Raw genomic sequence first — 21,905 nt, 5'->3', positions numbered from 1 at the left:
GTAAAAATATGAATAATTAGTTAATGATTATTGAATGCTGCGTTTAACCGGTTTTTATCTTGCGCTAATGCACTTAGCTGTAATTTAATATAATCGGTCATATGAGCCTCAATTTTGGGGAATATTTCAGGGTAAAGCTCTTTAATTTGCATGAGGGCAGAAAACGTTCCAAGTCTATAAGCTTGAGTGGCGACCATACTTGCCGTTTGAGCATATATTGGCTGATAATTTTTATCCGTTAAGTTTTTACCCGTTCTTTTTTGATAAGCTTTATTGATATTATTCATTAATAAAGCGGAGTATTGGTGACTATAACTAATGTCAGATAGTGCTAATGTTGCTTTTTTATCTTCTGTAATTATGGCGTATAACTCAGCATCAATAATTTCAGCAAATGATTTTTGTCGGTCATAAAAAGCCTTAATAAAATGCTTGTAAACTACACGCATTGAAAATAAATCGGCTCGCCAAGTATTTTTTTCTGCCTTTTCCGTTGATTGCCAAGGTAATATTGGTTGATCATCAGTAGGATATTTTTCAGCTAATGTCAGTGCGTGTAGACATAGTTCCTCACTGATATCTGGGTAATATTGTTTAATTATTTGTAAACGCTTTTTATATGCCGAAGTATAAATTTGACTAAAGAGTAGATAATATAATTTATTACTATCTTGTAATATTAGCTGTTCATCATCGTTTGCGAGTTCTTTGTTCATTATTGCTTGATCAATAATATATTGATTGAATAATCCAAAGCTAGCGTTAATGACACTGGACACGCCTAACGCTTGTTCATTACAGGCAGAGTTAAACAACTGTGCCCGCCAAACTAAATGTTCGCTCTGCCACATAGATTTAAGTGCTTTTGGCAAATACTTTTGTGTGATCTCAAGTGAGTGTCTAAACGGGTTATCATTAACCTGCGCCGAGACGCTTATCGCAACACTAGCAACTAATGCGGTGCCAAGTTGAATCAATTTATTCTTAATCATTTTTTTGAATTCCATTTCATTCTAGATTGATTTTTATATGTTACTGAATTAACGAGTGAAAGCTAATGAGTATTATTCTTGAAAATTAAACTATTAAGGTAAGTGCTCACTTGCTAAATAGCTGTATGATTGCATTTCTTGTAAACGGCTTAAACATCGTTTGAACTCAAAAGTTAAACGACCATCTACATACAATTCCTCTAACGCAACTTCTGCCGATATAATTAATTTAACATGGCGCTCATAAAACTCATCAACTAAAGCAATAAACCGGCGTGTACTGTCATCATTGTCTACACCCATTTGTGTTACATTAGCTAATAATACCGTGTGGTATAAGCGACTTAGTTCCATATAATCACCTTGACTACGTGCTGACTCACACAAAGTCGAAAATTCAAAATGAACAACTCCGTCTGACTCTTGTACCGTAGCCAAAGACCGGTTATTAATGGTAATAACTTTACCCATTTGACCAGTCTCTGTAGCTAGTTGCTGGAAGTAATGGTTTAAGTTTTCATCCGCTTTTTTATCTAATGGGAAATGAAATAATTCAGCTTGCTCTAACGTACGAAGTCGGTAGTCAACGCCGCTATCAACGTTAATCACATCACAACATTCATTTATCAACTTTATTGCAGGCAGGAAACGTTCGCGCTGCAAACCATTACGATACAATTCATCAGGGATAATATTCGACGTGGCAACTAACGTAACGTTATGAGCAAACAATTCTTCAAATAACGTTCCTAATATCATCGCGTCGGTAATGTCTGATACAAAAAACTCATCAAAACATATAATGCATGTTTCATCAGCAAAACGTTTAGCAATAACTTTTAATGGATCCGACTGCCCATGTAATGTTTTTAACTCTTCATGAACTCGGTGCATAAAACGATGAAAATGTACCCTCATTTTATTATTAAAAGGTAGGCAATCATAAAATGTATCAACGAGATAAGTTTTTCCACGACCAACCCCACCCCAAAAATAAATACCTTTTACAATTTTAATTTCCGGCTTTGCTACTACACGCTTCCAACTATTCAAAACTTTTTTAAAGCCCGTAACCGGTAAAGGCTGACTGATTAAATCGTCATAAAGGCGTTGCAAGTTTTTAACTGCATTTTCTTGAGCCGCGTCAAAATGAAAGTCATCGCGCGTCAAATCTTGAGTATATTTTGCAATAGGAGATAATTTAATCATTTAACTGCCATCTAATAAGGTCTAACTTTATTTTTATAATCTTTGGACAAACTACTCTTGAAAAATATTTGTTAGTAAATATATTCATTAGGAAAGTAGCGTGAAGCACGTTATATTACATTGGATTAAAGGTTATTTTCTCTAATTTTTTCCATGAATACAATGAAGGTATAAAAATATGAATGTTCTTTTAGGTCTTGGACTATTTATCGTTGGCGCACTTGTCGGTTTTTTTGTTAACAGAACGCTTTTTTCATCAGCACAGGAAACACAAAAACTTGCTGCAAAAGCCAGTCAAAGTGAATCAGAATTAGCACAATATAAATTAGATGTTGCAGAGCATCTTGAAAATTCAACAAGTTTACTTGAGCAAATGAATAGCACTTGCCAAGTCGCTATGGCTCAAATGGCACAAAGTACGCAGTTGTTGCAACAAGCTACCCCTGAAAACATTGAAAACATGCCTTTTTTCTCTAAAGAAACACAAGAGCAATTAGCGCAAACGGTTAATTTACGCCATGACAAAAATTCGCGTAAAAATGACGAAACTGCCTCTGAAGCCCCACTAGATTATTCTGGTGCACCAAGCGGTTTATTCGATGACAAGAAACAAAGTGTTACAAATAGCTAGGAACCATTTTTTTTATTTTATGTCTTCTATTGGGTGAAAGTAACAGGATTAGTGTTAACGCTGTAAGCCTTAATCCTGTTACTTATATATTATTTAATTAGGAGTTTTCTGTTATATGAAAAATTTATCAGTTTTAATTAATACTGTTTTACTTTCCACTACTATCGCCATGGCAAGCTTACCCGTTCAAGCTGCAATGCCACAATCTTTAAATGGTCAAACAATGCCAAGCCTCGCTCCTATGTTGGAACAGGTAACACCTGGCGTTGTGCTGATATCTGTTCGTGGTACTCATGAAGTAGAGCAACGCGTGCCTGATGCCTTCAAATTTTTCTTCGGCAACCCGCGACAAAACCAAGGTCAGCAAAAAGAGCGACAATTTCGAGGCTTAGGCTCAGGTGTTATTCTTGATGCTGATAAAGGCTATATTGTTACTAATAGTCATGTAATAAACGATGCTGACGAGATTCAAATAACACTGAAAGATGGCCGTCAACTTGAAGCTAAGAAAATAGGTGGCGATGAAGCGAGTGACATTGCTTTACTTCAAATAGATGCTGATGACTTAATTGCCGTTAAAGTAGCTGACTCTGATCGTATACGAGTAGGTGATTTCGCGGTTGCTATCGGTAGCCCATTTGGCCTAGGACAAACGGTAACTTCAGGTATTGTTAGTGCATTAGGTCGCAGTGGTCTAAATATAGAGAATTACGAAGACTTCATTCAAACCGATGCAGCAATTAACAGCGGAAACTCTGGTGGAGCCTTAATCAATTTACGCGGCGAGCTTATCGGTATTAATACGGCCATTCTAGGACCTAATGGTGGCAATGTAGGTATTGGCTTTGCTATTCCCAGCAATATGGTACAAAACCTAGTTAATCAAATAATTGAGTTTGGTGAAGTTCGACGTGGTGTTTTAGGTGTTGCAGGTCGAAGCGTTAATAGTGAAATTGCAAAAGCAATGGAGCTTGAAGTCAATCAAGGTGCGTTTGTTGAACAAGTAACAAAAGATTCAGCTGCTGATGATGCTGGTATTCGTGCCGGTGATGTTATTACTAAAATCAACGGTAAAATGATTAAAACCTTTAACGAACTTAGAGGAAAAATTGGTTCGATAGGGGCAGGAAAAACAATAAAAATTACCGTGATTAGAAAAGATGGTAAAGAGAAAACCTATAATGTAACCTTGAAAAAATCTGAAATGGCTAAAATTGAAGCAGTCAGCTTACATCGTATGTTAGATGGCGCAGAACTAGAAAACAATGATCAGGGTAATGGCATTGTGGTTGCTGAGATTGCAGACAATAGCCCTGCTGCTGCTATAGGCTTGCGCAAAGGTGACATTATTAACGGTATTAACCGCCAACGTATCAACAATATTGGTGAGCTACGTAGTTATTTAAATGACCACAAAGGTGTTTTTGCTTTAAATATTCAACGTAATAACTCATCTTTATTTTTAATGATACGTTAATACAATGAGCTAAAATGATGAGTGTTAATTGTCACTAGTTTTTAGATGAAGCCTGCTATTTTGCAGGCTTCTTTATATAAAGGGTTAAATCTTAGTAAAAACACTAACAAGCCTGAAAAAATTCTACTTCACAGTACAGGGCTATAAACCTTATTAAGCTGAACTCTGGATAATGCGTGCTTGATACTGCAGTGAATTAAAAGCTTTGGTGGTAAAGTAAATGCTATAGCAAGGTGAACATCACGAATAGGCACCATCAATGCTTCATTTTATGCCATTTTCAAGGAAAAACGTTGATGCATAGCGCGCTATTTATCGACGTTTTAACGCAGATAATGGGTTAAATGAGAGCATTGAGCAAGTGCTGCTTATCTTGAGTTCAGGTTTACTAGCTAGGGTAAAGCCCTCCTTAATTAAAATACCTTAATTAAAATACCTTAATTAAAATACCTTAATTAGACCATTATTTATTCCAATTCACTTTCAAGCTGCAACTTAATTAACGTGAATAAACGCTTAATGCATAGCTCAATACAAGTATGTGCTATCATCAGAAATCTTATAATTTATCGCCTAATAGCAGGTGCTATATGAAATTAACCGCTTTCCAATTCAAACTTTTATGCATACTTATATCAATTTTACTCATCTCAGCAGGTGTGTATTTTTATACGGCAAAAGATACCTCACTGCCTCAAATGACAGTACAAGAAAAAAAGGCACGCTTTAAAGCACTTATAATACCTGCTGTTGACGAGGTCTATGATGATCTTATGTCGCAGTATAACAATGTAGCAACATCGCTTAAGTCAGGTAACAACACTGATAAAATAGCCAAGTTAAAAGTGGAATATAAAGCAAAAAGCGATACCGAATTATTAAGAAAACTTAAACCGCATCCCAAAAGCATTGCTATTGCTCAAGCAGCAATGGAAAGCTCTTGGGCTACATCACGTTTTTTTAGAGAGGCATATAACATATTTGGTGTTTGGTCTTTTGATGAAGACGAACCTCGAATAGCCGCTTTAAAAAAACGAGGGGATAAAACCATTTGGGTCAAAGAATATTCCTCAGTGAAAGAGTCGGTTAGTGATTACTATCGAACAATTGCTAGAAATGATGCCTATAAAGAATTTAGAATTTTGAAAATGAAAACCGATGATCCTTTCGCATTGGTTAAAAAGTTAGATCGCTACTCTGAAAAAGGTGCTGAGTATGGCCATGAGTTAGCCGCTATTATTAAGTTTAATAAATTCCATCAACTTAAGTAGATAACATATTGTAATTAAATACTTTACTTACAAATTCGTCGCTTAATTATATTTAAATACTTAAGCGACAGTTAACCAACTTATTTGGCTTTCTTAGATACTCCGTTGTTAAGCTATGCTCTATAGATCCTAATTTATTTAAACTTCCGCTGCCCGGTTTTATTTTCCAAGTAAGATAAAATATCTGTTTCTACATTCTTGACAGAAAACTTTATAACAACAAAGGGTTTATGTTAATCTACAAAAAATAGGCCAATAAAAATAATTCCGTTGAAAATAATCAATGCCCTTAAGTTTATATTTCGCTCAGCCAGTTATGGTGTAATGTTTGCTGTAGTTTTACTGTTATTAGTGCCTGAACTACGTGAACAAAACATTGTGCCTTGGAAAGTATTTTCTTCCACAGAAACTAGCCAACAACCTTTATCTTATGCCAAAGCTGTTCGTTTAGCTGGCCCTGCTGTTGTTAATATATACACTGAAGATATTCAAGTTAACCCTACTTACGGCCGACAACCGCGTAAAGTTACTCGCTTAGGTAGTGGCGTTATTATGCATGAACAAGGGTACATTTTAACTAATTACCATGTTGTTCAAAGTGCTGATCTAATTGTAGTTGTATTACAGCGTGGTCAAGAGCTTCATGCTGAACTTATTGGTTATGATACGTTAACTGATCTCGCCGTTTTAAAAGTACAAGACAGCAACTTACCGGTAATCCCCCAAATTAGTACGCTCACATCACAAGTGGGTGACGTTGTCCTAGCAATAGGTAACCCTTTAAACCTTGGTCAAACGGTTACTCAAGGTATTGTTAGTGCGACCGGACAAAGCGGGCTCAGCTCAAGTTATTTACAATTCCTTCAAATGGATGCTGCAATTAACGAAGGTAACTCAGGTGGTGCGCTTATTAACTCTAATGGTGAGTTAGTGGGTATTAATTCAAGAAAATTTACCCAGGCTAACCCTAACCTCAATATCCAAGGAATATTTTTTGCTGTTCCATACCAACTAGCTCGTACAATTATGTTGAAAATTATAGAGCATGGCCGTGTAGTTCGTGGTTGGCTTGGAGTAGATGCGAACGATTCAGTCACCAACCTTAAAGGTTTTATTATCGGCGCAATCACGCCTCGAAGCCCTGCACAGTTAGCTGGATTGCAATCTGGAGACGTGGTTTATCAAATTGATGATGTGCGCTTACAAAATGCAAAACAGGGCTTAGATGTCGTAGCTGAAGCGGCTCCTGGCAGTATTTTAACTTTTATGGTATCTCGTGATAATCAATTGTTGACGTTACCCGTCACCATTGCAGAAGTGCCGAAACAATAATATCTCATTGCCAAAGCCATTATATTTCTAATTACTCACAATAAAGACTCTATAAACAAAAATCCCAACAATGAGCTGGGATTTTTTCATGTATATTTTTAAGGTTCCTACAAACTAACTGGCTTTAATACGTGTAATATTTGCACCTAATGCTTGCAGTTTATCTTCAATTTTTTGATAGCCGCGATCAATATGATAAATGCGATCGACTTGGGTTTCTGTCGTGGCAATTAAACCGGCAATAACTAAGCTTGCTGAGGCTCGAAGATCCGTTGCCATAACCTGAGCTCCATTTAATTGCTCAACGCCCGTGCTAATAGCCGTATTGCCTTCAAGACTAATGTTAGCTCCCATTCGCTGTAGCTCAGGCACATGCATAAAACGATTTTCGAAAATAGTTTCTGTTGTAGTTGCAGTACCTTCAGCAATAACATTCAATGCAACAAACTGTGCCTGCATATCAGTTGGAAATGCTGGGTGAGGCGCAGTGCGAATGTTAACCGCTTTTGGTCTAGAGGTCATTTCAAGTTCGATCCAGTCATCACCTGTGGTAATCGACGCACCCGCTTCTTGTAACTTACTCAGTACAGCATCTAAAGCTTTAGGATCAGTATTTAAACACCTTACTTTGCCTTGTGTTACAGCAGCCGCAACTAAAAACGTACCTGTTTCTATGCGATCAGGCATCACTGAATAGCTTTCACCTTGTAATTTCTCTACACCTGTAATGGTTAAAGTATCGGTACCGGCACCTAAAACGATGGCTCCCATACTATTTAAGCAATTAGCTAAGTCAACAATTTCAGGTTCACGCGCTGCATTTTCGATAATAGTAACGCCATCTGCTAACGCTGCTGCCATCATTAAATTTTCTGTGCCAGTAACACTAACGGTATCCATAAAAATGGTTGCACCTTTAAGTCGGCCGGCATTGCGAGCAACGATATAACCATTTTCAACGTCTATATCTGCGCCCATTAACTTTAAACCATGAATATGAAGGTTTACAGGTCGAGCCCCAATAGCACAGCCACCAGGTAGAGACACTTCTGCGTGACCAAAACGAGCAAGCAAAGGCCCTAGTACTAAGATAGAAGCTCGCATTGTTTTCACTAGCTCGTATGACGCACGACAATGATCAATATTGCTGGCGTCTATCATCAAACTACTTTCACTTACCCAATGGCATTTTGCGCCAAATTGAGACAAAAGTTTAACGGTTGTTTCTATATCATTAAGTTTTGGTACATTGGAAAAAGTAACTGGCGTTTCGGATAATAGTGCCGACATTAGAATAGGCAATGCCGCATTTTTTGCGCCAGAAATAGTTACTTCACCGTGTAGTGGTTGCCCACCAATAATTTTAAATGCGTCCAAGAGAATATTCTTTTTTGTTTAGGTGTATTAAAGAGGTAAGTTAAACATTTTTTCACGTTGCCAAACCGACGTTGTGAACGTTTTAATAGAAACCGCGTGTATTAGACCGTCATTAATAACTTGTGTTAAAGGTGCATAAATTGTTTGCTGTTTTTTCACACGACTTAAGTCACCCAAAAAGTCAGCAACGGCAATAATTTTGCACTGTGAACCATCAAATGCTACATGAATTTCGTCTAACTCAACCGCATCGGTAATGAGTTTTTCTATATCTTTTACTTCCACTTTTTGCTCCAAATAGCGTCTAGATTAATTTTTTTCTATCGGTAATAACGTATCAACTGCGCTTAATTTGGCTAACTTTATCAAGTCATCAGGCAAATTAATCAAAGTAATTTCACAAGCTTTAGCTGCGGCTAATTCTATTAATAATAAGATCCATGCTAAGCCAGCAGTATCAATTTGATTTACTTTTGCCAAATCAAGAGTTATAGATTTTCCATTGACCAATGGACGGTACTTTTTATCAAATGTACGGGTTATTGTAGCACGCGTTAAGGCACCACTAAAAATTGCTTTTTGATCCGTTTGTTGAACATTTATCATTTTAATCTATTAACAGCCTTTAATACGTTATTTTATTTATGCTACAAAATAACTCATTCAAATTATTGTTTGAACTCAATGTTTCTTTTACTTTTTTCTTTAAGCATTTCAGTTACATGCGGCAAGCCTTTTTGACGAATCAAACTGCTGAGCTCTGCCTGTTTACTATCAAGCAAACTAATACCTTCAGCCACCATATCGTAAGCTTTCCATTCGCCTGTTTTTTTATGCTTGCGAACCCGAAAAGAAATATCAATAGGTTCACGACCAGGTTCTATAACACTGGTTTTTACAGAAACTACACGTTCTTCAGAAAAATCTTCTGCAGGGGCAAACTCAACTTTTTGGTTATTGTATAGAGTAAAAACCTGTGCATAAGAAGTAATAAGATATTCTCGAAATGCAGGAACAAACTGAGCTCGTTCTGCTTTATTTGTTTTTTTAAAGTTACTGCCAATAACTTTATACGCTGCATATTGATAATTTATATAAGGCATTAGCTCTTCACGAACAATGTTTTTTAATAAATTAGGCTCTACTTTTATTGCCGCTTGTTCATTCGCAAAGCGCTTAAAAGTAATATCTGCAACTTTTTGGATCATTTGATAAGGGTCTTTCTTATTAACTTGCTCTGCACTTGTACCTGTTGCACTAGCTAATAAGGTAACACCTAGAATCAAAGTTTTGATCAAATTTTTCATCATTAATCACCGCTGCCCTGACCGAATAAAAACTGCCCGATTAACTCTTCAAGTATTAACGCTGGCTTAGTATCTTCAATATAATCGCCGGGCTGTAGAGTCTCAACAGATACATCGATGAAACCAGGCAATAAGCCAACATATTGCTCACCGAGTAAACCTGCGGTTAAGATAGACACTGATGTTGCTTCTGAAAAATTATTATATTCAGAAAATATATCTAAGGTAACAACCGGTGTGTAATCGTCTCTATCGAGCGAAATATTACTAACTCGACCAACAACAACACCACCTACCTTTATTGGTGAACGTACTTTCAAACCACCAATATTATCAAATTTAGCATACAGTTGATAAGTGCTACCGCTGCCTGATATACCACTATCGGCTACTTTTAACGCTAGCATCAATAATGCAGCAATTCCAATAGCTGCAAATAACCCGACCAATAACTCTATTTTTTTCGACGCCATGTCTTCCACCAAATTAAAATATTATTTAACTAAATAACCACGTTGCTTATTCTAATTTGCAAACATTAACGCGGTTAATACAAAATCTAAGCCTAAAACTAATAGTGATGATTGTACCACAGTTGAAGTTGTTGCTCTGCTGATACCTTCAGAGGTTGGCTCACAAGAATACCCTTTATAAACAGCGATCCAAGTCACAACAAAAGCAAATACCAAACTTTTAATAATGCCATTTAAAATGTCTTTTTCAAATGACACTTGCGACTGCATTACCGACCAAAATGTGCCGCTATCAACACCTAACCAGTCAACACCTACAAGGTGTGCACCTAGAATACCAATGGCTGAGAATATAGCCGCTAATAAAGGTAAACTTATAAAACCAGCCCAAAACCTAGGAGCAATAACTCGACGAAGAGGATCAACCGCCATCATTTCAAGACTAGAGAGCTGCTCGGTCGCTTTCATTAAACCAATTTCAGCCGTTAATGCAGATCCTGCCCGGCCAGCAAATAATAAGGCAGCCACTACAGGACCAAGCTCACGTAATAATGACAAAGCAACCATTGGCCCTAAACTAGCTTCAGCGCCATATCCCACTAAAATAGTATAGCCCTGTAATGCCAAAACCATCCCAATAAATAAGCCTGACACGACAACAATAACTAAAGATAAAACACCTACTGAATATAGTTGTTTCATTAATAAGGGAAAACCTTTGCGCGGATTAGGCACGTGCATCAATGCAGACGCTAGCATTAACAACGCTCGACCTAAACCTGATATTTGCTCGATGATCGTACGACCAAAAAGTTGTAGTTGGTTCACTTTTCAACTCCTTGGCCAATTAATTCTTCTCGGTAGGAAGCAGCAGGATAATGAAATGGTACAGGGCCGTCAGCTTCACCTTTAACAAACTGCTGAACTAATGGTGAGGTTTGAGCGTAAATTTCTTCTGGCGTACCTTGACCAATAATTTTTTGTTCCGCGATAATATAGATATAGTCGGCAATACTCATTACTTCAGGTACGTCATGTGAGACCACAACCGACGTTAGCCCTAAAGCTTGGCCTAATTCACGAATCAAGCGCACTATAACGCCCATCGAAATAGGATCTTGCCCGGCAAAAGGCTCATCATAAAGAATCAGCTCAGGATCCAGGGCAATCGAACGTGCAAGTGCTGCACGACGAGCCATACCACCAGAGAGTTCACTCGGGCGTAAATCTCTTGCGCCACGTAAGCCAACAGCCTCTAATTTCATTAGCACCATTTTCTCAATCACATCTTCAGCTAATTCAGTATGCTCTCGAATAGGAAAAGCGATATTGTCATACACGCTCATATCTGAAAATAAGGCGCCACTTTGAAAAAGCATACTCATGCGTTTACGTACTTCGTATAAAGCATTGCGTGAGAGTTTAGGAATATCGTGACCGTCAAATAAAATTTGTCCGGATTCTGGTTTTATTTGTCCGCCAATAAGTCGCAACAAGGTTGTTTTGCCAATACCGCTAGGCCCCATTATTGCTGTCACTTTACCTTTAGGAATAGACAAACTGATGCCATCATAAATAACACGTTCGTTCCGCTTAAAAGTCATGTTTTTAATATCAACTAAAGTTTCAGACATATTGTTTGAGATATCACCGGGTTAATTAATGCTTATATTCTAGAATTCTAACGCAGCGCAACACGCCAGTCATTACAAATTAATAAATATTTAGTAGGAAAAGAGTAAGTAAAAGTATGCAAATGTAATCATGTGTAACCCGCTCTATGTAAATGCTGCAAATACACAGCGCTATAGAAACAAAGATGAGTGCAATGCTAACTGCGAGGTAAATTTAAGTTCTAGCTAAATATTTCACAAATATTATGTTGAATCTGTGTGCCAATAATATCAGAAAAAGTTTATACTGCCCGCTGCACAATATAATGTCATTAAAGGTGTATTAATTCGCTGTTATCGGTCAACATCATTGGTTTATAATCCCATTTTTAATAACAAATAAATTATTATGTAAGTAAGTTAAATGTAGGTAAGCACTCAAGAACAATATTAGTTGTTCGCGCTTATACAAAAATACCCACATATAATTCGGAAATTTTTTAACTGTTTATAGGTATATTAGCTAATTAGGCAATGCCAGTGCACAAATAAAGAGCTTAACCATAGCAGCGAAATGAACAACTATTTTATTTATCCCAACAGGAGTTTTGAATGTTAATTCAAATTTTGATCTTATTACTTTCACTAATTATTTTAGTGTGGAGTGCAGACAAATTTGTATTTGGTGCTTCAGCATTAGCGCGTAACCTTGGTATTTCTCCAATGATTATTGGTTTAACCATCGTTGCTATGGGTTCTTCTGCGCCTGAAATGATGATTGCAGCTACCGCTTCATTGCAAGGGAACCCTGATACCGCTATTGGTAACGCTATTGGCTCTAATATTACCAATATTGCCTTAGTCTTAGGTTTAACCGCACTATTTAATCCTTTAACAGTGTCGTCATCTACAATTAAACGCGAAATTCCGCTAATTCTTGTTATTACAGCCATCGCAACCTACATGTTAGCTAATAGTAATTTTAGCTTTAATGAAGGTCTTATTTTGATTGTTGGTTTTGTTGTTTACATTGCCACCTTACTATTTGTAACGTTAAAACGCGCAAAAGAAAATCCAATTGACGATAAAATGGTTCTCGAAGCCGAGCAAGAAGTTCCTGATGGTGTGAGCACTAAACTCTCAGTGATATGGCTTATTGTTGGCATGATTTTACTGCCTCTAAGTGCAAGCTTTCTTGTAGATTCTTCTATTTTTATTGCTAAAGCATTTGGTATTAGTGATTTGGTTATTGGCTTAACCGTAATTGCTATCGGTACAAGTTTGCCTGAGCTAGCTGCCAGTATTATGAGTATCATCAAAAAAGAAGACGACTTAGCACTTGGTAATATTATTGGTTCAAATATATTTAATATATTAGCGGTATTATCGCTGGCGGGCTTAATTGCTCCGGGTGATATTGATAACGCTGCAGCAAGTCGCGACGCCCCTTTTATGCTTGCAACAACATTCTTATTGTTTATTCTTTGTTTCAGCCGCGGCGGAAAGTTTCGCATCACGCGCGCGAAAGGGTTATTATTATTAGCCGTATTCATTGGTTATCAAGTGCTGCTTTTTAGCCAAATTAACGCCTAAGAAATTGGTTTTATGTAATGAAAAACTTTAAACAATTAGCACTCAATGTCATTAACATTGAGCAACAAGCTATTGCTGAGCTTACACAATATATCAACGACGATTTTGCAAAAGCCTGTGAGCTAATGTTTAACTGTCGAGGTCGAGTAATCGTTATTGGCATGGGAAAATCTGGGCATATTGGCGGTAAAATTGCGGCTACTTTAGCGAGTACAGGCACACCGTCATTTTTTGTTCATCCTGGGGAAGCAAGCCATGGCGACCTTGGCATGGTAACCATAGACGATGTTATCTTAACCATTTCTAACTCTGGTGAAACAGGTGAAGTTTTAGCTATTATTCCTGTGCTTAAACGCATAGGTGCGAAAATAATTGCCATGACAGGTAAACCTGACTCTACGCTGGCTAAACTCGCCGATACACATGTTTGCGTAAAAGTATCTCAAGAAGCTTGCCCGTTGGGATTAGCACCAACATCAAGCACTACTGCTACCTTAGTTATGGGCGATGCTTTAGCTGTGGCCTTACTTAATGCACGCGGCTTTACCGCTGACGATTTTGCCTTATCCCATCCCGGTGGTAGTCTGGGTAAAAGGTTATTATTACGCTTAGCTGACATAATGCACAAAGATGAACGTCTGCCAACAGTAGTAGAAAGTGCTAAAATAAAAGATGCTTTAGTTGAAATGTCATTGAAAGGTTTAGGAATGACAGCAGTGGTTAATGCTCAGAATAAGTTAGTGGGTTTATTTACTGATGGCGACTTGCGCCGTATTCTAGACGCTGAAATTAACATTCATCAAGATAGTATTACCAGTGTCATGACTAAGCAGCCATTGGTTGCCAAACAAGATATGCTTGCTGCTGAAGCATTAAAAATAATGGAAGATAAAAAAATCAATGGTTTAATTATCGTCGATGAAAATAATCACCCTATTGGCGCAATGAATATGCATGACTTATTAAAATCTGGAGTGTTGTAATTTTGAATAGCTTATACGGTAAAGTTGCATCAAGTACCTGGCAAAAAGCAGAAAAAATAAAACTCTTTGTTTGTGATATTGACGGTGTTTTTTCTGATGGCCGCATTTATTTAGGTAATAATGGCGAAGAGCTAAAAGCTTTTCATACCAAAGATGGCTACGGCATAAAAGCCCTAGGAGCGAGTGGTGTTGATGTTGCAGTGATCACAGGCAGACAATCCAACATTGTACAAACTCGTATGAGCGCCTTAAACGTTAAACACATAGTACAAGGTGAAGAAAACAAACTACCAGCATTGAAAAAAATGCTCGCCTCATTAAAGTTAATGCCCGAACAAGTGGCTTACATTGGCGACGACATGCCGGATTTTGACTGCCTTAATTATGTGGGATTTAGCATAGCAGTTAGCGATGCCCACCCAGCTATAATAAATCTTTGTGATTACATCACTTATACCCGAGGTGGCTTTGGTGCTGTGCGTGAAACCTGTGATCTTATCATGCAAAGTCAAGGTACATTAGCCAATGCAACAGGTGCAAGTATATGAATCGCATAACCATTGCGACAATTTCACTTTTTCTCTTGGCGTTAACAACCTACGCCATACTTGAATGGTTTGGGGCTAAGAAAGAAACCAGTAGTATTCTAGAAGTTGCTAATAACCCAGAATTTATTGCTGAAAACCTCAACAGCGACATTTACAAGTCAACTGGCGCATTATCTTATAATGTTGAAGCCCAACGTATGGAACATTATGCGCAGCTAGAAGTAACCCATTTTGAATATCCTCGTTATACCTTATACCCAAAAAATAACAAACCAACATGGCAGATATCTGCTAATGAAGGCACACTGTATAACAACAATCGTGTAAAATTAAAAAATCGCGTACGTTTAATCGCGACTGATGAAGAAAGTTTAATACAGGAAGTACACGGAAAAAATTTAGAAATGGATCTTAAAACGAATATTATCAGCTCAGAGCAAACTATCTTAATATTAGGTAAAGGATTTACTATGTATGGCTCAGGATTAATTGTAGACTTAAACACAACACAGATGACATTGACTGAACATGTACAAACCATTTATAAAAAAATTAAAAAATAGCCTTATTGGCATAACTGCATGCGCAATATTAATGCCGGTAGTAAATGCAGAAAAATTCAACGTAGACCAAGAAATTAAAATTTCTTCGTCGCGACAAGCTGCGGATCTAAAAAATAAAATATTCAGTTATATTGATAACGTTATAATTTCCCAGGGCTCACTTACCATTAATGCCGAACTCGTTCAGGTGATCACTCAAAACGAAAGCGATAATAAAGTTTATATTGCTAAGGGTTCTCCAGCGACTTTTGAACAAACATTAGAAGACGGTAGCCCAATCAATTTGCAAGCAAGTGAAATTAGATATGAGCCACACAAAAATACCGTTGTAATTTCGGGTAATGCTTTGCTGCGCCAAGAAGGCAGTGAAGTGAGTGGTAGTAAAATTACTTATAACTTTGAGACTGAGTATGTGAATGCCGAAAGCTTAGAAAATGACAAAGTTGAAACTGTGCTACAGCCTAAAAATAAAACTGAATTGCCGAAAAAAACTAAGGAAAAGCAAGAGTAAATGTCTATTTCAACCTTATCAGCCACCGGGCTTGCAAAAGCTTATAAAGGCAGAAAAGTCGTTAAAAATGTCAGTATGAAAGTTTCTGCTGGGCAAATTGTTGGTTTATTAGGACCCAATGGCGCAGGTAAAACTACTTCATTTTATATGATTGTTGGATTAGTTAATAACGACAGCGGTTCCATAGTATTGAATGATGAAGATCTGACTTTGCTACCTATGCATGAACGTGCTCGCAAGGGTATTGGCTATTTACCTCAAGAAGCTTCAATTTTTCGTAAACTTACGGTTTATGACAACATTATGGCTATTTTACAAACGCGTAAAGCATTAAATGATGTTGAGCGAGAAGAAAAGCTTGAACATTTACTCGAAGAATTTAACATCAGTCACATCAAAGACAACTTAGGTATGAGCTTATCTGGCGGTGAACGCAGACGAGTTGAAATAGCAAGAGCGTTAGCTGCAGATCCAAAGTTTATTCTGCTTGATGAACCTTTTGCGGGTGTTGACCCTATTTCGGTAGGTGATATAAAAAAAATTATCCTACACTTAAAAGAACGCGGCATCGGCATCTTGATTACCGATCATAACGTTAGAGAAACCCTTGATGTTTGTGAGCATGCTTATATTGTTAGTCATGGTGAGCTTATCGCAGAGGGAAATTCTAATGAAATACTTGCAAATCAACACGTAAGAGATGTATACCTAGGTGAACAATTCACGTTATAGTGAGTAACATAATCACGCGGTAATACTACATGTACTTGAACAGGGAAAAGAAAACGTAAATGCGTCCTACTCTGCAACTCCGTATCGGACAACAATTAACGATGACCCCGCAATTGCAGCAGGCTATCAAGCTGTTGCAATTATCAACTTTGGATTTACAACAAGAAATTCAAGAAGCCCTTGAAAGTAATCCACTACTTGAAGTTGACGAATCACCAGATAACAATTCAGAAAGTACCCCTGATCACCTCGAAGAAGGTTACTCTGCAGGTGTTAATGAGAGTGCTGAAATATCATCAGATGGCAGTGAAGATTCTGCACCAACAATTGATGAAATAAGCTCTTCAGAAGGTTTAGCAAAAACTGACATTCCTGAAGAATTAAATGGTGATACAACCTGGGATGATAATTTCAGCGCAAGTGCGAGTAGTGGCGGTGTGGGCGTTGCGTCAGAAGACTATACCTATCAGGGTGAAACTAAAGATTCATTACAAGACCACCTAATTTGGCAGATGGAGCTCACTCCTTTTAGCGATACCGATAGAGCCATTGCTGTTGCTATTATTGAGGCAATAGACGAAGCGGGATACTTAACCGTTAGCGCAGAAGAAATACTAGAAAGTGTCGGTATTGATGATGTAGAGCTCGACGAAATCGAAGCAGTACTGAAACGAATCAATGTTTTTGATCCCGTTGGTGTAGCTGCCCGCTCAATTCCTGAATGTTTGCTTATTCAACTTAACCAGTTTTCAAAAGATACGCCGTGGCTCGCTGAAAGCAAACTAGCCGTTACCGAATATATCGACTTACTTGGTAATCGCGATTATCGCCAGCTCATGCGTAAATTACGCATTAAAGAAGATCAATTACGCGAAGTTATCCGTTTGATCCAATCTTTAGATCCTCGTCCGGGCGATAGCGTTATTAAAAGTGAAGAACAGTATGTTATTCCTGACGTATCTGTTGAAAAGAAAAATGGCCGCTGGACAGTTGAGCTGAACCCAGACACGGCACCTAAGCTATCAGTTAATCAGCAATACGCTGCTATGTCTCGCTCGATGAAGTCATCTGCAGATAGCCAATTTATTCGTTCAAATTTACAAGAAGCTAAATGGTTTATCAAAAGCCTAGAGAGCAGAAACGACACCTTATTAAAAGTGTCTAATTGTATTGTGCAGCGTCAGCAAGGCTTCTTTGAACATGGCCCTGAAGCTATGCGCCCTATGGTTCTTAATGATATTGCCGAAGCGGTAGATATGCATGAATCAACTATTTCTCGTGTTACTACGCAGAAGTATATGCATACCCCCAGAGGGATTTTCGAGCTTAAATACTTTTTCTCAAGCCATGTAAGTACTGAGAATGGTGGTGAATGTTCATCAACTGCTATTCGTGAATTGATTAAAAAACTTGTCGCCGCAGAAATACCTGCAAAGCCATTAAGTGATAGTAAAATTGCTGATGTATTAGCAGAGCAAGGTATAAAGGTGGCAAGGCGTACTATTGCCAAGTATCGAGAGTCACTTTCCATACCGCCATCAAATCAACGTAAAAGCTTACTGTAGGCGGTTGTATTCACCAAAAAGAGGAATTAAGCATATGCAAATTAATCTTAGTGGACACCATGTCGATGTTACCGACTCATTACGTGATTATGTTAATGAAAAGTTCGAAAAACTCGAACGCCATTTTGAACATATTAATAATGTTCATGTGGTTTTAACCGTAGAAAAGTTAAATCAAATTGCTGAGTCAACGGTGCATTTAAGTGGCTCAGAAGTACATGCGAAAGCGGAGCATAATGATATGTATGTTTCAATTGATGCATTAATTGATAAATTAGATCGCCAAATATTGAAATACAAAGGCAAAATCAACAAACATTAGCGCCATGTCGCTTTAGGTTTTATAAGTTTATGAAGTTGCAAGACATCTTAACTCCGGACTGCACTATTTGTGCGGCTCCGGGTTCCAGTAAAAAACGTATTCTAGAATACTTAAGTAGTCTAGCTGCCGAAAAATTGCCTGAACATAATACATTTCAGCTTTTAGAGAGCCTTGTAAAGCGCGAGAGAATGGGCACAACCGGTATAGGAAATGGCATAGCAATTCCACATGGACGCATAGATAATACCTGCCAACCGATTGCGGTTGTTATTACAACTGAAGAACCCATTGACTTTGACGCTATAGATAATCGTCCTGTAGATATTTTTATCGCGCTATTCGTGCCAGAAAACGAATGTCAGAATCACCTATGTACTCTGCAAAGCATTGCTAAAATATTTCGTGAAAAGCAATTTTGTAAAAAAGTGCGTAAATGTCAAAATAATCAAGAACTGTTTCAGTTAATTCAACAGGCGAGTTAAACCTCAATGAAGTTAATTATTGTCAGTGGCCGTTCAGGCTCAGGTAAAAGTGTTGCGCTGCGTGTATTAGAAGATTTGGGCTACTATTGTGTTGATAACATACCGGTCAATTTATTGCCGGCTTTAATTCATACCGTTATTAATGATTATGAAACTGTTGCCGTAAGCTTAGATGTTCGAAACCTACCCGCTGATCCAAACGATGTTCCAGAAATTATTGAGTATTTGCCAAACGCCGTTGAATTAAGCCTTCTTTATCTCGATGCTGATGATAGCGACCTTATTCGACGTTTCAGTGAAACTCGTCGTTTGCATCCACTTATTAGACAAAATATAGCCCTAGATCAAGCAATGGCGTTAGAGAAAAAGCTGCTTGAACCTATTGCAAGTCGTGCACATTTATATATCAATACCAGCCAATTAACGCCACACCAGCTAGCTGACTTAGTGAGAGAGCGGGTTCTAGGTAAAAAATCGGGTTCTATGGTGGTGGTTTTCGAATCTTTTGGCTTTAAGCATGGTGTACCACAAGATGCAGATTATGTCTTTGATGCACGGTTTTTACCAAACCCATTTTGGGATAAAGAACTCAAAGGCTACACCGGCTTAGACAAACCAGTACAAGACTTCCTCGCTAGCCAACCCATAGTCACTAAGTTTGTTTGGCAAATTAATAGCTTTATGATGACTTGGTTGCCGCACTTAGAAAGAAATAACCGTAGTTATATTACCATTGCTATTGGTTGTACCGGCGGTATGCATCGTTCCGTATATATTACTGAACTGCTTGCAAATAATCTGCGTAAAGAACGTAAAGACGTACAGTCTCGTCATCGTGACTTACCTGTTGCCAGTAGCTAACGCTGATGAATATACAAGCCAGTCGCAATGTACTGATCATTAACAAGCTTGGCCTGCATGCTAGAGCGGCAACTAAACTGGCACAGATGAGCCAAAAATTCACCGCTAAAGTCACTATTGAATTAGATGAAAATCATGCAGATGCAAATAGTATTATGGGGTTGATGTTGCTTGCCGGCGCGCAAGGAAAAACCGTTAAAGTAGTGGCCACCGGTGAAGATGCAGAATCTGCTCTCGATGAAATTTGCCAACTGTTTAGTAATAAATTTGATGAAGCTGAATAACAGTACTTCGATTAATTCAATACTTTGTTAAGTCAATAAAAAAGCTGCGAAATATCAAAAATTACGGTAAACTCAACCCGTTAAATATTAACATTCGATAACCTATAAAATAATGAATTAGCTAACTTATCGTTAAAGTTGGTAATTTAGCACAATCGAATTACCTCAAGCATATTCATAATAGGCGCTGCCTGAAAAATCGAAATACTTTACATTTTGATTTAATCGAATTTTTACCCAATAGGCATCATTTAATAGAACGTTAATAATAGGCTTTTACAATAAAGGCTGTTTGGGTCAACGTAAGCTTTAATTAGCACAGCCGTAAATAGCACCCGATAACAAATTTATCTTTAATAGTTTTCATTTTTGTAGCGGCAAAAGGTAAAAATATGCCGGAAGTTTCCGAACAAGAATACAGTCATCAACGCCTACAACAGGTAAATACTGCCCTCGATAGCGGTATGTTTGTCTATGTCCGAAAATTACTGCAAGACATGCCAGCATACGATCTTGCCCTACTTTTAGAGTCGTCTCCTAGCAAAAGCCGAATGGCACTTTGGCAATTAATTGATGCTGATCATCATGGTGACGTACTCGAAGAACTAAACGAAGAAGTTCGAAAAAGTATTCTTAAAAACATTAACCCTGAAAAGCTTGCTGCCGTCGCAGAAGGTATGGACGTTGATGATTTAGCAGAAGTGTTCAGAACATTACCTGACAGTGTTTATCAAGAAGTGCTAAATGCCATGGACTGGCAAGATCGCAGCCGTGTAGAAACAGCGCTCTCATTCGAAGAAGACACCGCCGGCGGTATCATGAATACCGATACCATTTCTATTCGGCCCGATGTTACGGTAGATGTGGTGTTACGCTATTTACGTTTACGCGGCAAGTTGCCAGAAGCAACCGACTCTTTCTATGTTGTTGACCGCGAAGATCATTTCATCGGGGCAGTTTCTTTATCATCCATAGTAACCGCCAAAGCCGAAACTATTATTTCGCACCTAATTGATAAAGATATTCAAGCGATTACCGCAGATCTAAACGAAAAAGATGTCGCGCAGTTATTCGAACGTTACGACTGGTTCTCTGCACCAGTAATTGATCACGAAGGTCGCCTGCTTGGCCGTATTACAGTCGATGATGTCGTTGATATTATTCGTGAAGAAGCCGAGCATTCCATGATGAGTATGGCGGGTTTAGATGACGAAGCCGATACCTTTGCACCGGTAATAAAAAGTACCCAACGTCGTTCTATTTGGTTGGGTGTAAACCTAATCACAGCGTTAATGGCCGTTGCTGTCTCTAGTATGTTTGAAGGTATATTAAATCAACTAGCCATTTTAGCAGTGCTAAACTCGCTTGTCCCTAGTATGGGGGGTGTTGCTGGTAATCAAACGTTGACGCTAGTTATTCGCGGTATGGCGCTTGGCCATGTTGGTGAAAGTAATTCACGAATACTATTATATAAAGAGTTAGCCATCGGCTTTTTTAATGGTTTAATTTGGGCAGTTTTAATTGCTTCAGTGGTGGCCATTTGGCAGCAAGATCTTATGCTAGGTGCCATTATCGCTTTTGCCATGCTAATGAACATGACCGCTGCCGGTATTGCTGGTGTTACCGTGCCTCTTATGCTGAAAAAAATGAACATTGACCCTGCATTAGCCGGCAGTGTGATTTTAACAACCGTAACCGATGTAGTAGGTATATTCGCCTTTTTAGGCACAGCAACGTTAATGTTAGGGTAACAAAAAAGCTGTCAGTTTTAAGCTGTCA

25 protein-coding genes are annotated in these 21,905 nt (G+C 38.1%); 16 read left to right on the top strand and 9 right to left on the bottom strand.

The features are described 5' to 3' along the window. Nucleotides 1-20: 20 nt before the first annotated feature. Nucleotides 21-992, bottom strand: coding sequence for a hypothetical protein (locus B6A32_RS01825; protein WP_085301047.1), 972 nt, complete (start codon nucleotides 990-992; stop codon nucleotides 21-23). Nucleotides 993-1,085: 93 nt separating this feature from the next. Beyond that, on the bottom strand, nucleotides 1,086-2,201 hold the full coding sequence (gene zapE / locus B6A32_RS01820; RefSeq protein WP_085301046.1) for a cell division protein ZapE: 1,116 nt from the start codon (nucleotides 2,199-2,201) through the stop codon (nucleotides 1,086-1,088). A gap of 178 nt (nucleotides 2,202-2,379) precedes the next feature. Between zapE and B6A32_RS01815 the strand changes: the two genes are divergently transcribed. The 4 genes from B6A32_RS01815 (at nucleotide 2,380) to B6A32_RS01800 (ending at nucleotide 6,912) form a co-directional block, all read left to right on the top strand. Next, nucleotides 2,380-2,832, top strand: coding sequence for a YhcB family protein (locus B6A32_RS01815; protein ID WP_085301045.1), 453 nt, complete (start codon nucleotides 2,380-2,382; stop codon nucleotides 2,830-2,832). A 115-nt stretch (nucleotides 2,833-2,947) separates the two neighbouring features. Continuing rightward, nucleotides 2,948-4,309 (top strand): Do family serine endopeptidase, encoded by a 1,362-nt coding sequence (locus tag B6A32_RS01810; RefSeq protein ID WP_085301044.1) that lies wholly within the window; start codon nucleotides 2,948-2,950, stop codon nucleotides 4,307-4,309. A 590-nt stretch (nucleotides 4,310-4,899) separates the two neighbouring features. After that, nucleotides 4,900-5,580, top strand: coding sequence for a glucosaminidase domain-containing protein (locus B6A32_RS01805; RefSeq protein ID WP_085301043.1), 681 nt, complete (start codon nucleotides 4,900-4,902; stop codon nucleotides 5,578-5,580). 270 nt (nucleotides 5,581-5,850) lie between these two features. After that, nucleotides 5,851-6,912 carry a trypsin-like peptidase domain-containing protein gene (locus tag B6A32_RS01800; protein ID WP_233131293.1) on the top strand — a complete coding sequence of 354 codons (1,062 nt, stop codon included), beginning with the start codon at nucleotides 5,851-5,853 and terminating at the stop codon, nucleotides 6,910-6,912. 114 nt (nucleotides 6,913-7,026) lie between these two features. Here B6A32_RS01800 and murA read toward each other — a convergent pair whose 3' ends face one another. The 7 genes from murA to mlaF form a co-directional block, all read right to left on the bottom strand. Next, entirely contained in the window at nucleotides 7,027-8,289 is a 1,263-nt protein-coding gene (gene murA / locus B6A32_RS01795; protein ID WP_085301041.1) for a UDP-N-acetylglucosamine 1-carboxyvinyltransferase, read from the bottom strand. Nucleotides 8,290-8,316: 27 nt separating this feature from the next. Further along, nucleotides 8,317-8,574 carry a BolA family protein gene (locus B6A32_RS01790; RefSeq protein ID WP_085301040.1) on the bottom strand — a complete coding sequence of 86 codons (258 nt, stop codon included), beginning with the start codon at nucleotides 8,572-8,574 and terminating at the stop codon, nucleotides 8,317-8,319. A gap of 24 nt (nucleotides 8,575-8,598) precedes the next feature. After that, nucleotides 8,599-8,895 carry an STAS domain-containing protein gene (locus B6A32_RS01785; RefSeq protein WP_085301039.1) on the bottom strand — a complete coding sequence of 99 codons (297 nt, stop codon included), beginning with the start codon at nucleotides 8,893-8,895 and terminating at the stop codon, nucleotides 8,599-8,601. Between the two features lie 62 nt (nucleotides 8,896-8,957). Continuing rightward, nucleotides 8,958-9,599 (bottom strand): MlaC/ttg2D family ABC transporter substrate-binding protein, encoded by a 642-nt coding sequence (locus B6A32_RS01780; protein WP_101685873.1) that lies wholly within the window; start codon nucleotides 9,597-9,599, stop codon nucleotides 8,958-8,960. Then, entirely contained in the window at nucleotides 9,599-10,069 is a 471-nt protein-coding gene (gene mlaD, locus B6A32_RS01775; RefSeq protein WP_085301038.1) for an outer membrane lipid asymmetry maintenance protein MlaD, read from the bottom strand. Before mlaD ends, B6A32_RS01780 begins: the two co-directional genes overlap by 1 nt. A gap of 51 nt (nucleotides 10,070-10,120) precedes the next feature. Continuing rightward, complete coding sequence (gene mlaE, locus B6A32_RS01770) at nucleotides 10,121-10,897, bottom strand: lipid asymmetry maintenance ABC transporter permease subunit MlaE (protein ID WP_085301037.1); 777 nt, start codon at nucleotides 10,895-10,897, stop codon at nucleotides 10,121-10,123. Next, nucleotides 10,894-11,703 carry a phospholipid ABC transporter ATP-binding protein MlaF gene (mlaF, locus tag B6A32_RS01765; RefSeq protein WP_085301036.1) on the bottom strand — a complete coding sequence of 270 codons (810 nt, stop codon included), beginning with the start codon at nucleotides 11,701-11,703 and terminating at the stop codon, nucleotides 10,894-10,896. The genes mlaE and mlaF overlap by 4 nt, the downstream gene beginning before the upstream one ends. 591 nt (nucleotides 11,704-12,294) lie before the next feature. Here mlaF and B6A32_RS01760 point away from each other — a divergent pair. The 12 genes from B6A32_RS01760 (at nucleotide 12,295) to mgtE (ending at nucleotide 21,877) form a co-directional block, all read left to right on the top strand. Next, nucleotides 12,295-13,275 (top strand): calcium/sodium antiporter, encoded by a 981-nt coding sequence (locus tag B6A32_RS01760; RefSeq protein ID WP_085301035.1) that lies wholly within the window; start codon nucleotides 12,295-12,297, stop codon nucleotides 13,273-13,275. 17 nt (nucleotides 13,276-13,292) lie between these two features. Beyond that, complete coding sequence (locus B6A32_RS01755; protein ID WP_085301034.1) at nucleotides 13,293-14,258, top strand: KpsF/GutQ family sugar-phosphate isomerase; 966 nt, start codon at nucleotides 13,293-13,295, stop codon at nucleotides 14,256-14,258. After that, on the top strand, nucleotides 14,258-14,806 hold the full coding sequence (gene kdsC, locus B6A32_RS01750) for a 3-deoxy-manno-octulosonate-8-phosphatase KdsC (RefSeq protein WP_085301033.1): 549 nt from the start codon (nucleotides 14,258-14,260) through the stop codon (nucleotides 14,804-14,806). Before B6A32_RS01755 ends, kdsC begins: the two co-directional genes overlap by 1 nt. Beyond that, a complete protein-coding gene (gene lptC, locus B6A32_RS01745; protein WP_085301032.1) occupies nucleotides 14,803-15,369 on the top strand; it encodes an LPS export ABC transporter periplasmic protein LptC in 567 nt (188 codons plus the stop codon). The genes kdsC and lptC overlap by 4 nt, the downstream gene beginning before the upstream one ends. Nucleotides 15,370-15,400: 31 nt before the next feature. Beyond that, nucleotides 15,401-15,880, top strand: a complete 480-nt coding sequence (gene lptA, locus B6A32_RS01740) for a lipopolysaccharide transport periplasmic protein LptA (protein ID WP_158088438.1) — start codon at nucleotides 15,401-15,403, stop codon at nucleotides 15,878-15,880. After that, the gene (gene lptB / locus B6A32_RS01735) at nucleotides 15,881-16,612 is read left to right on the top strand and encodes an LPS export ABC transporter ATP-binding protein (protein WP_408607650.1); all 732 of its coding nucleotides are present in this window, start codon (nucleotides 15,881-15,883) and stop codon (nucleotides 16,610-16,612) included. Nucleotides 16,613-16,671: 59 nt separating this feature from the next. After that, entirely contained in the window at nucleotides 16,672-18,177 is a 1,506-nt protein-coding gene (locus B6A32_RS01730) for an RNA polymerase factor sigma-54 (protein ID WP_085301030.1), read from the top strand. A 34-nt stretch (nucleotides 18,178-18,211) separates the two neighbouring features. Then, complete coding sequence (hpf, locus tag B6A32_RS01725) at nucleotides 18,212-18,499, top strand: ribosome hibernation-promoting factor, HPF/YfiA family (RefSeq protein ID WP_085301029.1); 288 nt, start codon at nucleotides 18,212-18,214, stop codon at nucleotides 18,497-18,499. Between the two features lie 29 nt (nucleotides 18,500-18,528). After that, nucleotides 18,529-18,981: a PTS IIA-like nitrogen regulatory protein PtsN gene (gene ptsN / locus B6A32_RS01720; protein ID WP_085301028.1), complete on the top strand. Its 453-nt coding sequence runs from the start codon at nucleotides 18,529-18,531 to the stop codon at nucleotides 18,979-18,981. 6 nt (nucleotides 18,982-18,987) lie between these two features. Then, nucleotides 18,988-19,842: an RNase adapter RapZ gene (rapZ, locus tag B6A32_RS01715; RefSeq protein ID WP_085301027.1), complete on the top strand. Its 855-nt coding sequence runs from the start codon at nucleotides 18,988-18,990 to the stop codon at nucleotides 19,840-19,842. Between the two features lie 5 nt (nucleotides 19,843-19,847). Next, nucleotides 19,848-20,126 (top strand): HPr family phosphocarrier protein, encoded by a 279-nt coding sequence (locus B6A32_RS01710; RefSeq protein ID WP_085301026.1) that lies wholly within the window; start codon nucleotides 19,848-19,850, stop codon nucleotides 20,124-20,126. A gap of 392 nt (nucleotides 20,127-20,518) precedes the next feature. Next, nucleotides 20,519-21,877, top strand: a complete 1,359-nt coding sequence (mgtE, locus tag B6A32_RS01705; protein WP_085301025.1) for a magnesium transporter — start codon at nucleotides 20,519-20,521, stop codon at nucleotides 21,875-21,877. Nucleotides 21,878-21,905: the final 28 nt, after the last annotated feature.

The organism is Colwellia polaris (genome assembly GCF_002104515.1).
Lineage (GTDB): Bacteria > Pseudomonadota > Gammaproteobacteria > Enterobacterales > Alteromonadaceae > Cognaticolwellia > Cognaticolwellia polaris.
The sequence above is the reverse complement of the archived record's forward strand: the minus strand, read 5'-3'. Positions and strand labels throughout refer to the sequence as shown.

Excerpts from the sequence above, each read along its gene's own strand:
- mlaD (WP_085301038.1), bottom strand. The coding sequence starts at position 10,069 with ATGGCGTCGAAAAAAATAGAGTTATTGGTCGGGTTATTTGCAGCTATT.
- zapE (WP_085301046.1), bottom strand. The coding sequence starts at position 2,201 with ATGATTAAATTATCTCCTATTGCAAAATATACTCAAGATTTGACGCGC.
- B6A32_RS01785 (WP_085301039.1), bottom strand. The coding sequence starts at position 8,895 with ATGATAAATGTTCAACAAACGGATCAAAAAGCAATTTTTAGTGGTGCC.
- B6A32_RS01825 (WP_085301047.1), bottom strand. The coding sequence starts at position 992 with ATGATTAAGAATAAATTGATTCAACTTGGCACCGCATTAGTTGCTAGT.
- mlaF (WP_085301036.1), bottom strand. The coding sequence starts at position 11,703 with ATGTCTGAAACTTTAGTTGATATTAAAAACATGACTTTTAAGCGGAAC.
- lptB (WP_408607650.1), top strand. The coding sequence starts at position 15,881 with ATGTCTATTTCAACCTTATCAGCCACCGGGCTTGCAAAAGCTTATAAA.
- B6A32_RS01815 (WP_085301045.1), top strand. The coding sequence starts at position 2,380 with ATGAATGTTCTTTTAGGTCTTGGACTATTTATCGTTGGCGCACTTGTC.
- B6A32_RS01760 (WP_085301035.1), top strand. The coding sequence starts at position 12,295 with ATGTTAATTCAAATTTTGATCTTATTACTTTCACTAATTATTTTAGTG.
- mgtE (WP_085301025.1), top strand. The coding sequence starts at position 20,519 with ATGCCGGAAGTTTCCGAACAAGAATACAGTCATCAACGCCTACAACAG.
- hpf (WP_085301029.1), top strand. The coding sequence starts at position 18,212 with ATGCAAATTAATCTTAGTGGACACCATGTCGATGTTACCGACTCATTA.
- ptsN (WP_085301028.1), top strand. The coding sequence starts at position 18,529 with ATGAAGTTGCAAGACATCTTAACTCCGGACTGCACTATTTGTGCGGCT.
- B6A32_RS01710 (WP_085301026.1), top strand. The coding sequence starts at position 19,848 with ATGAATATACAAGCCAGTCGCAATGTACTGATCATTAACAAGCTTGGC.
- B6A32_RS01730 (WP_085301030.1), top strand. The coding sequence starts at position 16,672 with ATGCGTCCTACTCTGCAACTCCGTATCGGACAACAATTAACGATGACC.
- B6A32_RS01805 (WP_085301043.1), top strand. The coding sequence starts at position 4,900 with ATGAAATTAACCGCTTTCCAATTCAAACTTTTATGCATACTTATATCA.
- lptA (WP_158088438.1), top strand. The coding sequence starts at position 15,401 with ATGCCGGTAGTAAATGCAGAAAAATTCAACGTAGACCAAGAAATTAAA.
- B6A32_RS01810 (WP_085301044.1), top strand. The coding sequence starts at position 2,948 with ATGAAAAATTTATCAGTTTTAATTAATACTGTTTTACTTTCCACTACT.
- lptC (WP_085301032.1), top strand. The coding sequence starts at position 14,803 with ATGAATCGCATAACCATTGCGACAATTTCACTTTTTCTCTTGGCGTTA.
- B6A32_RS01755 (WP_085301034.1), top strand. The coding sequence starts at position 13,293 with ATGAAAAACTTTAAACAATTAGCACTCAATGTCATTAACATTGAGCAA.
- B6A32_RS01780 (WP_101685873.1), bottom strand. The coding sequence starts at position 9,599 with ATGATGAAAAATTTGATCAAAACTTTGATTCTAGGTGTTACCTTATTA.
- rapZ (WP_085301027.1), top strand. The coding sequence starts at position 18,988 with ATGAAGTTAATTATTGTCAGTGGCCGTTCAGGCTCAGGTAAAAGTGTT.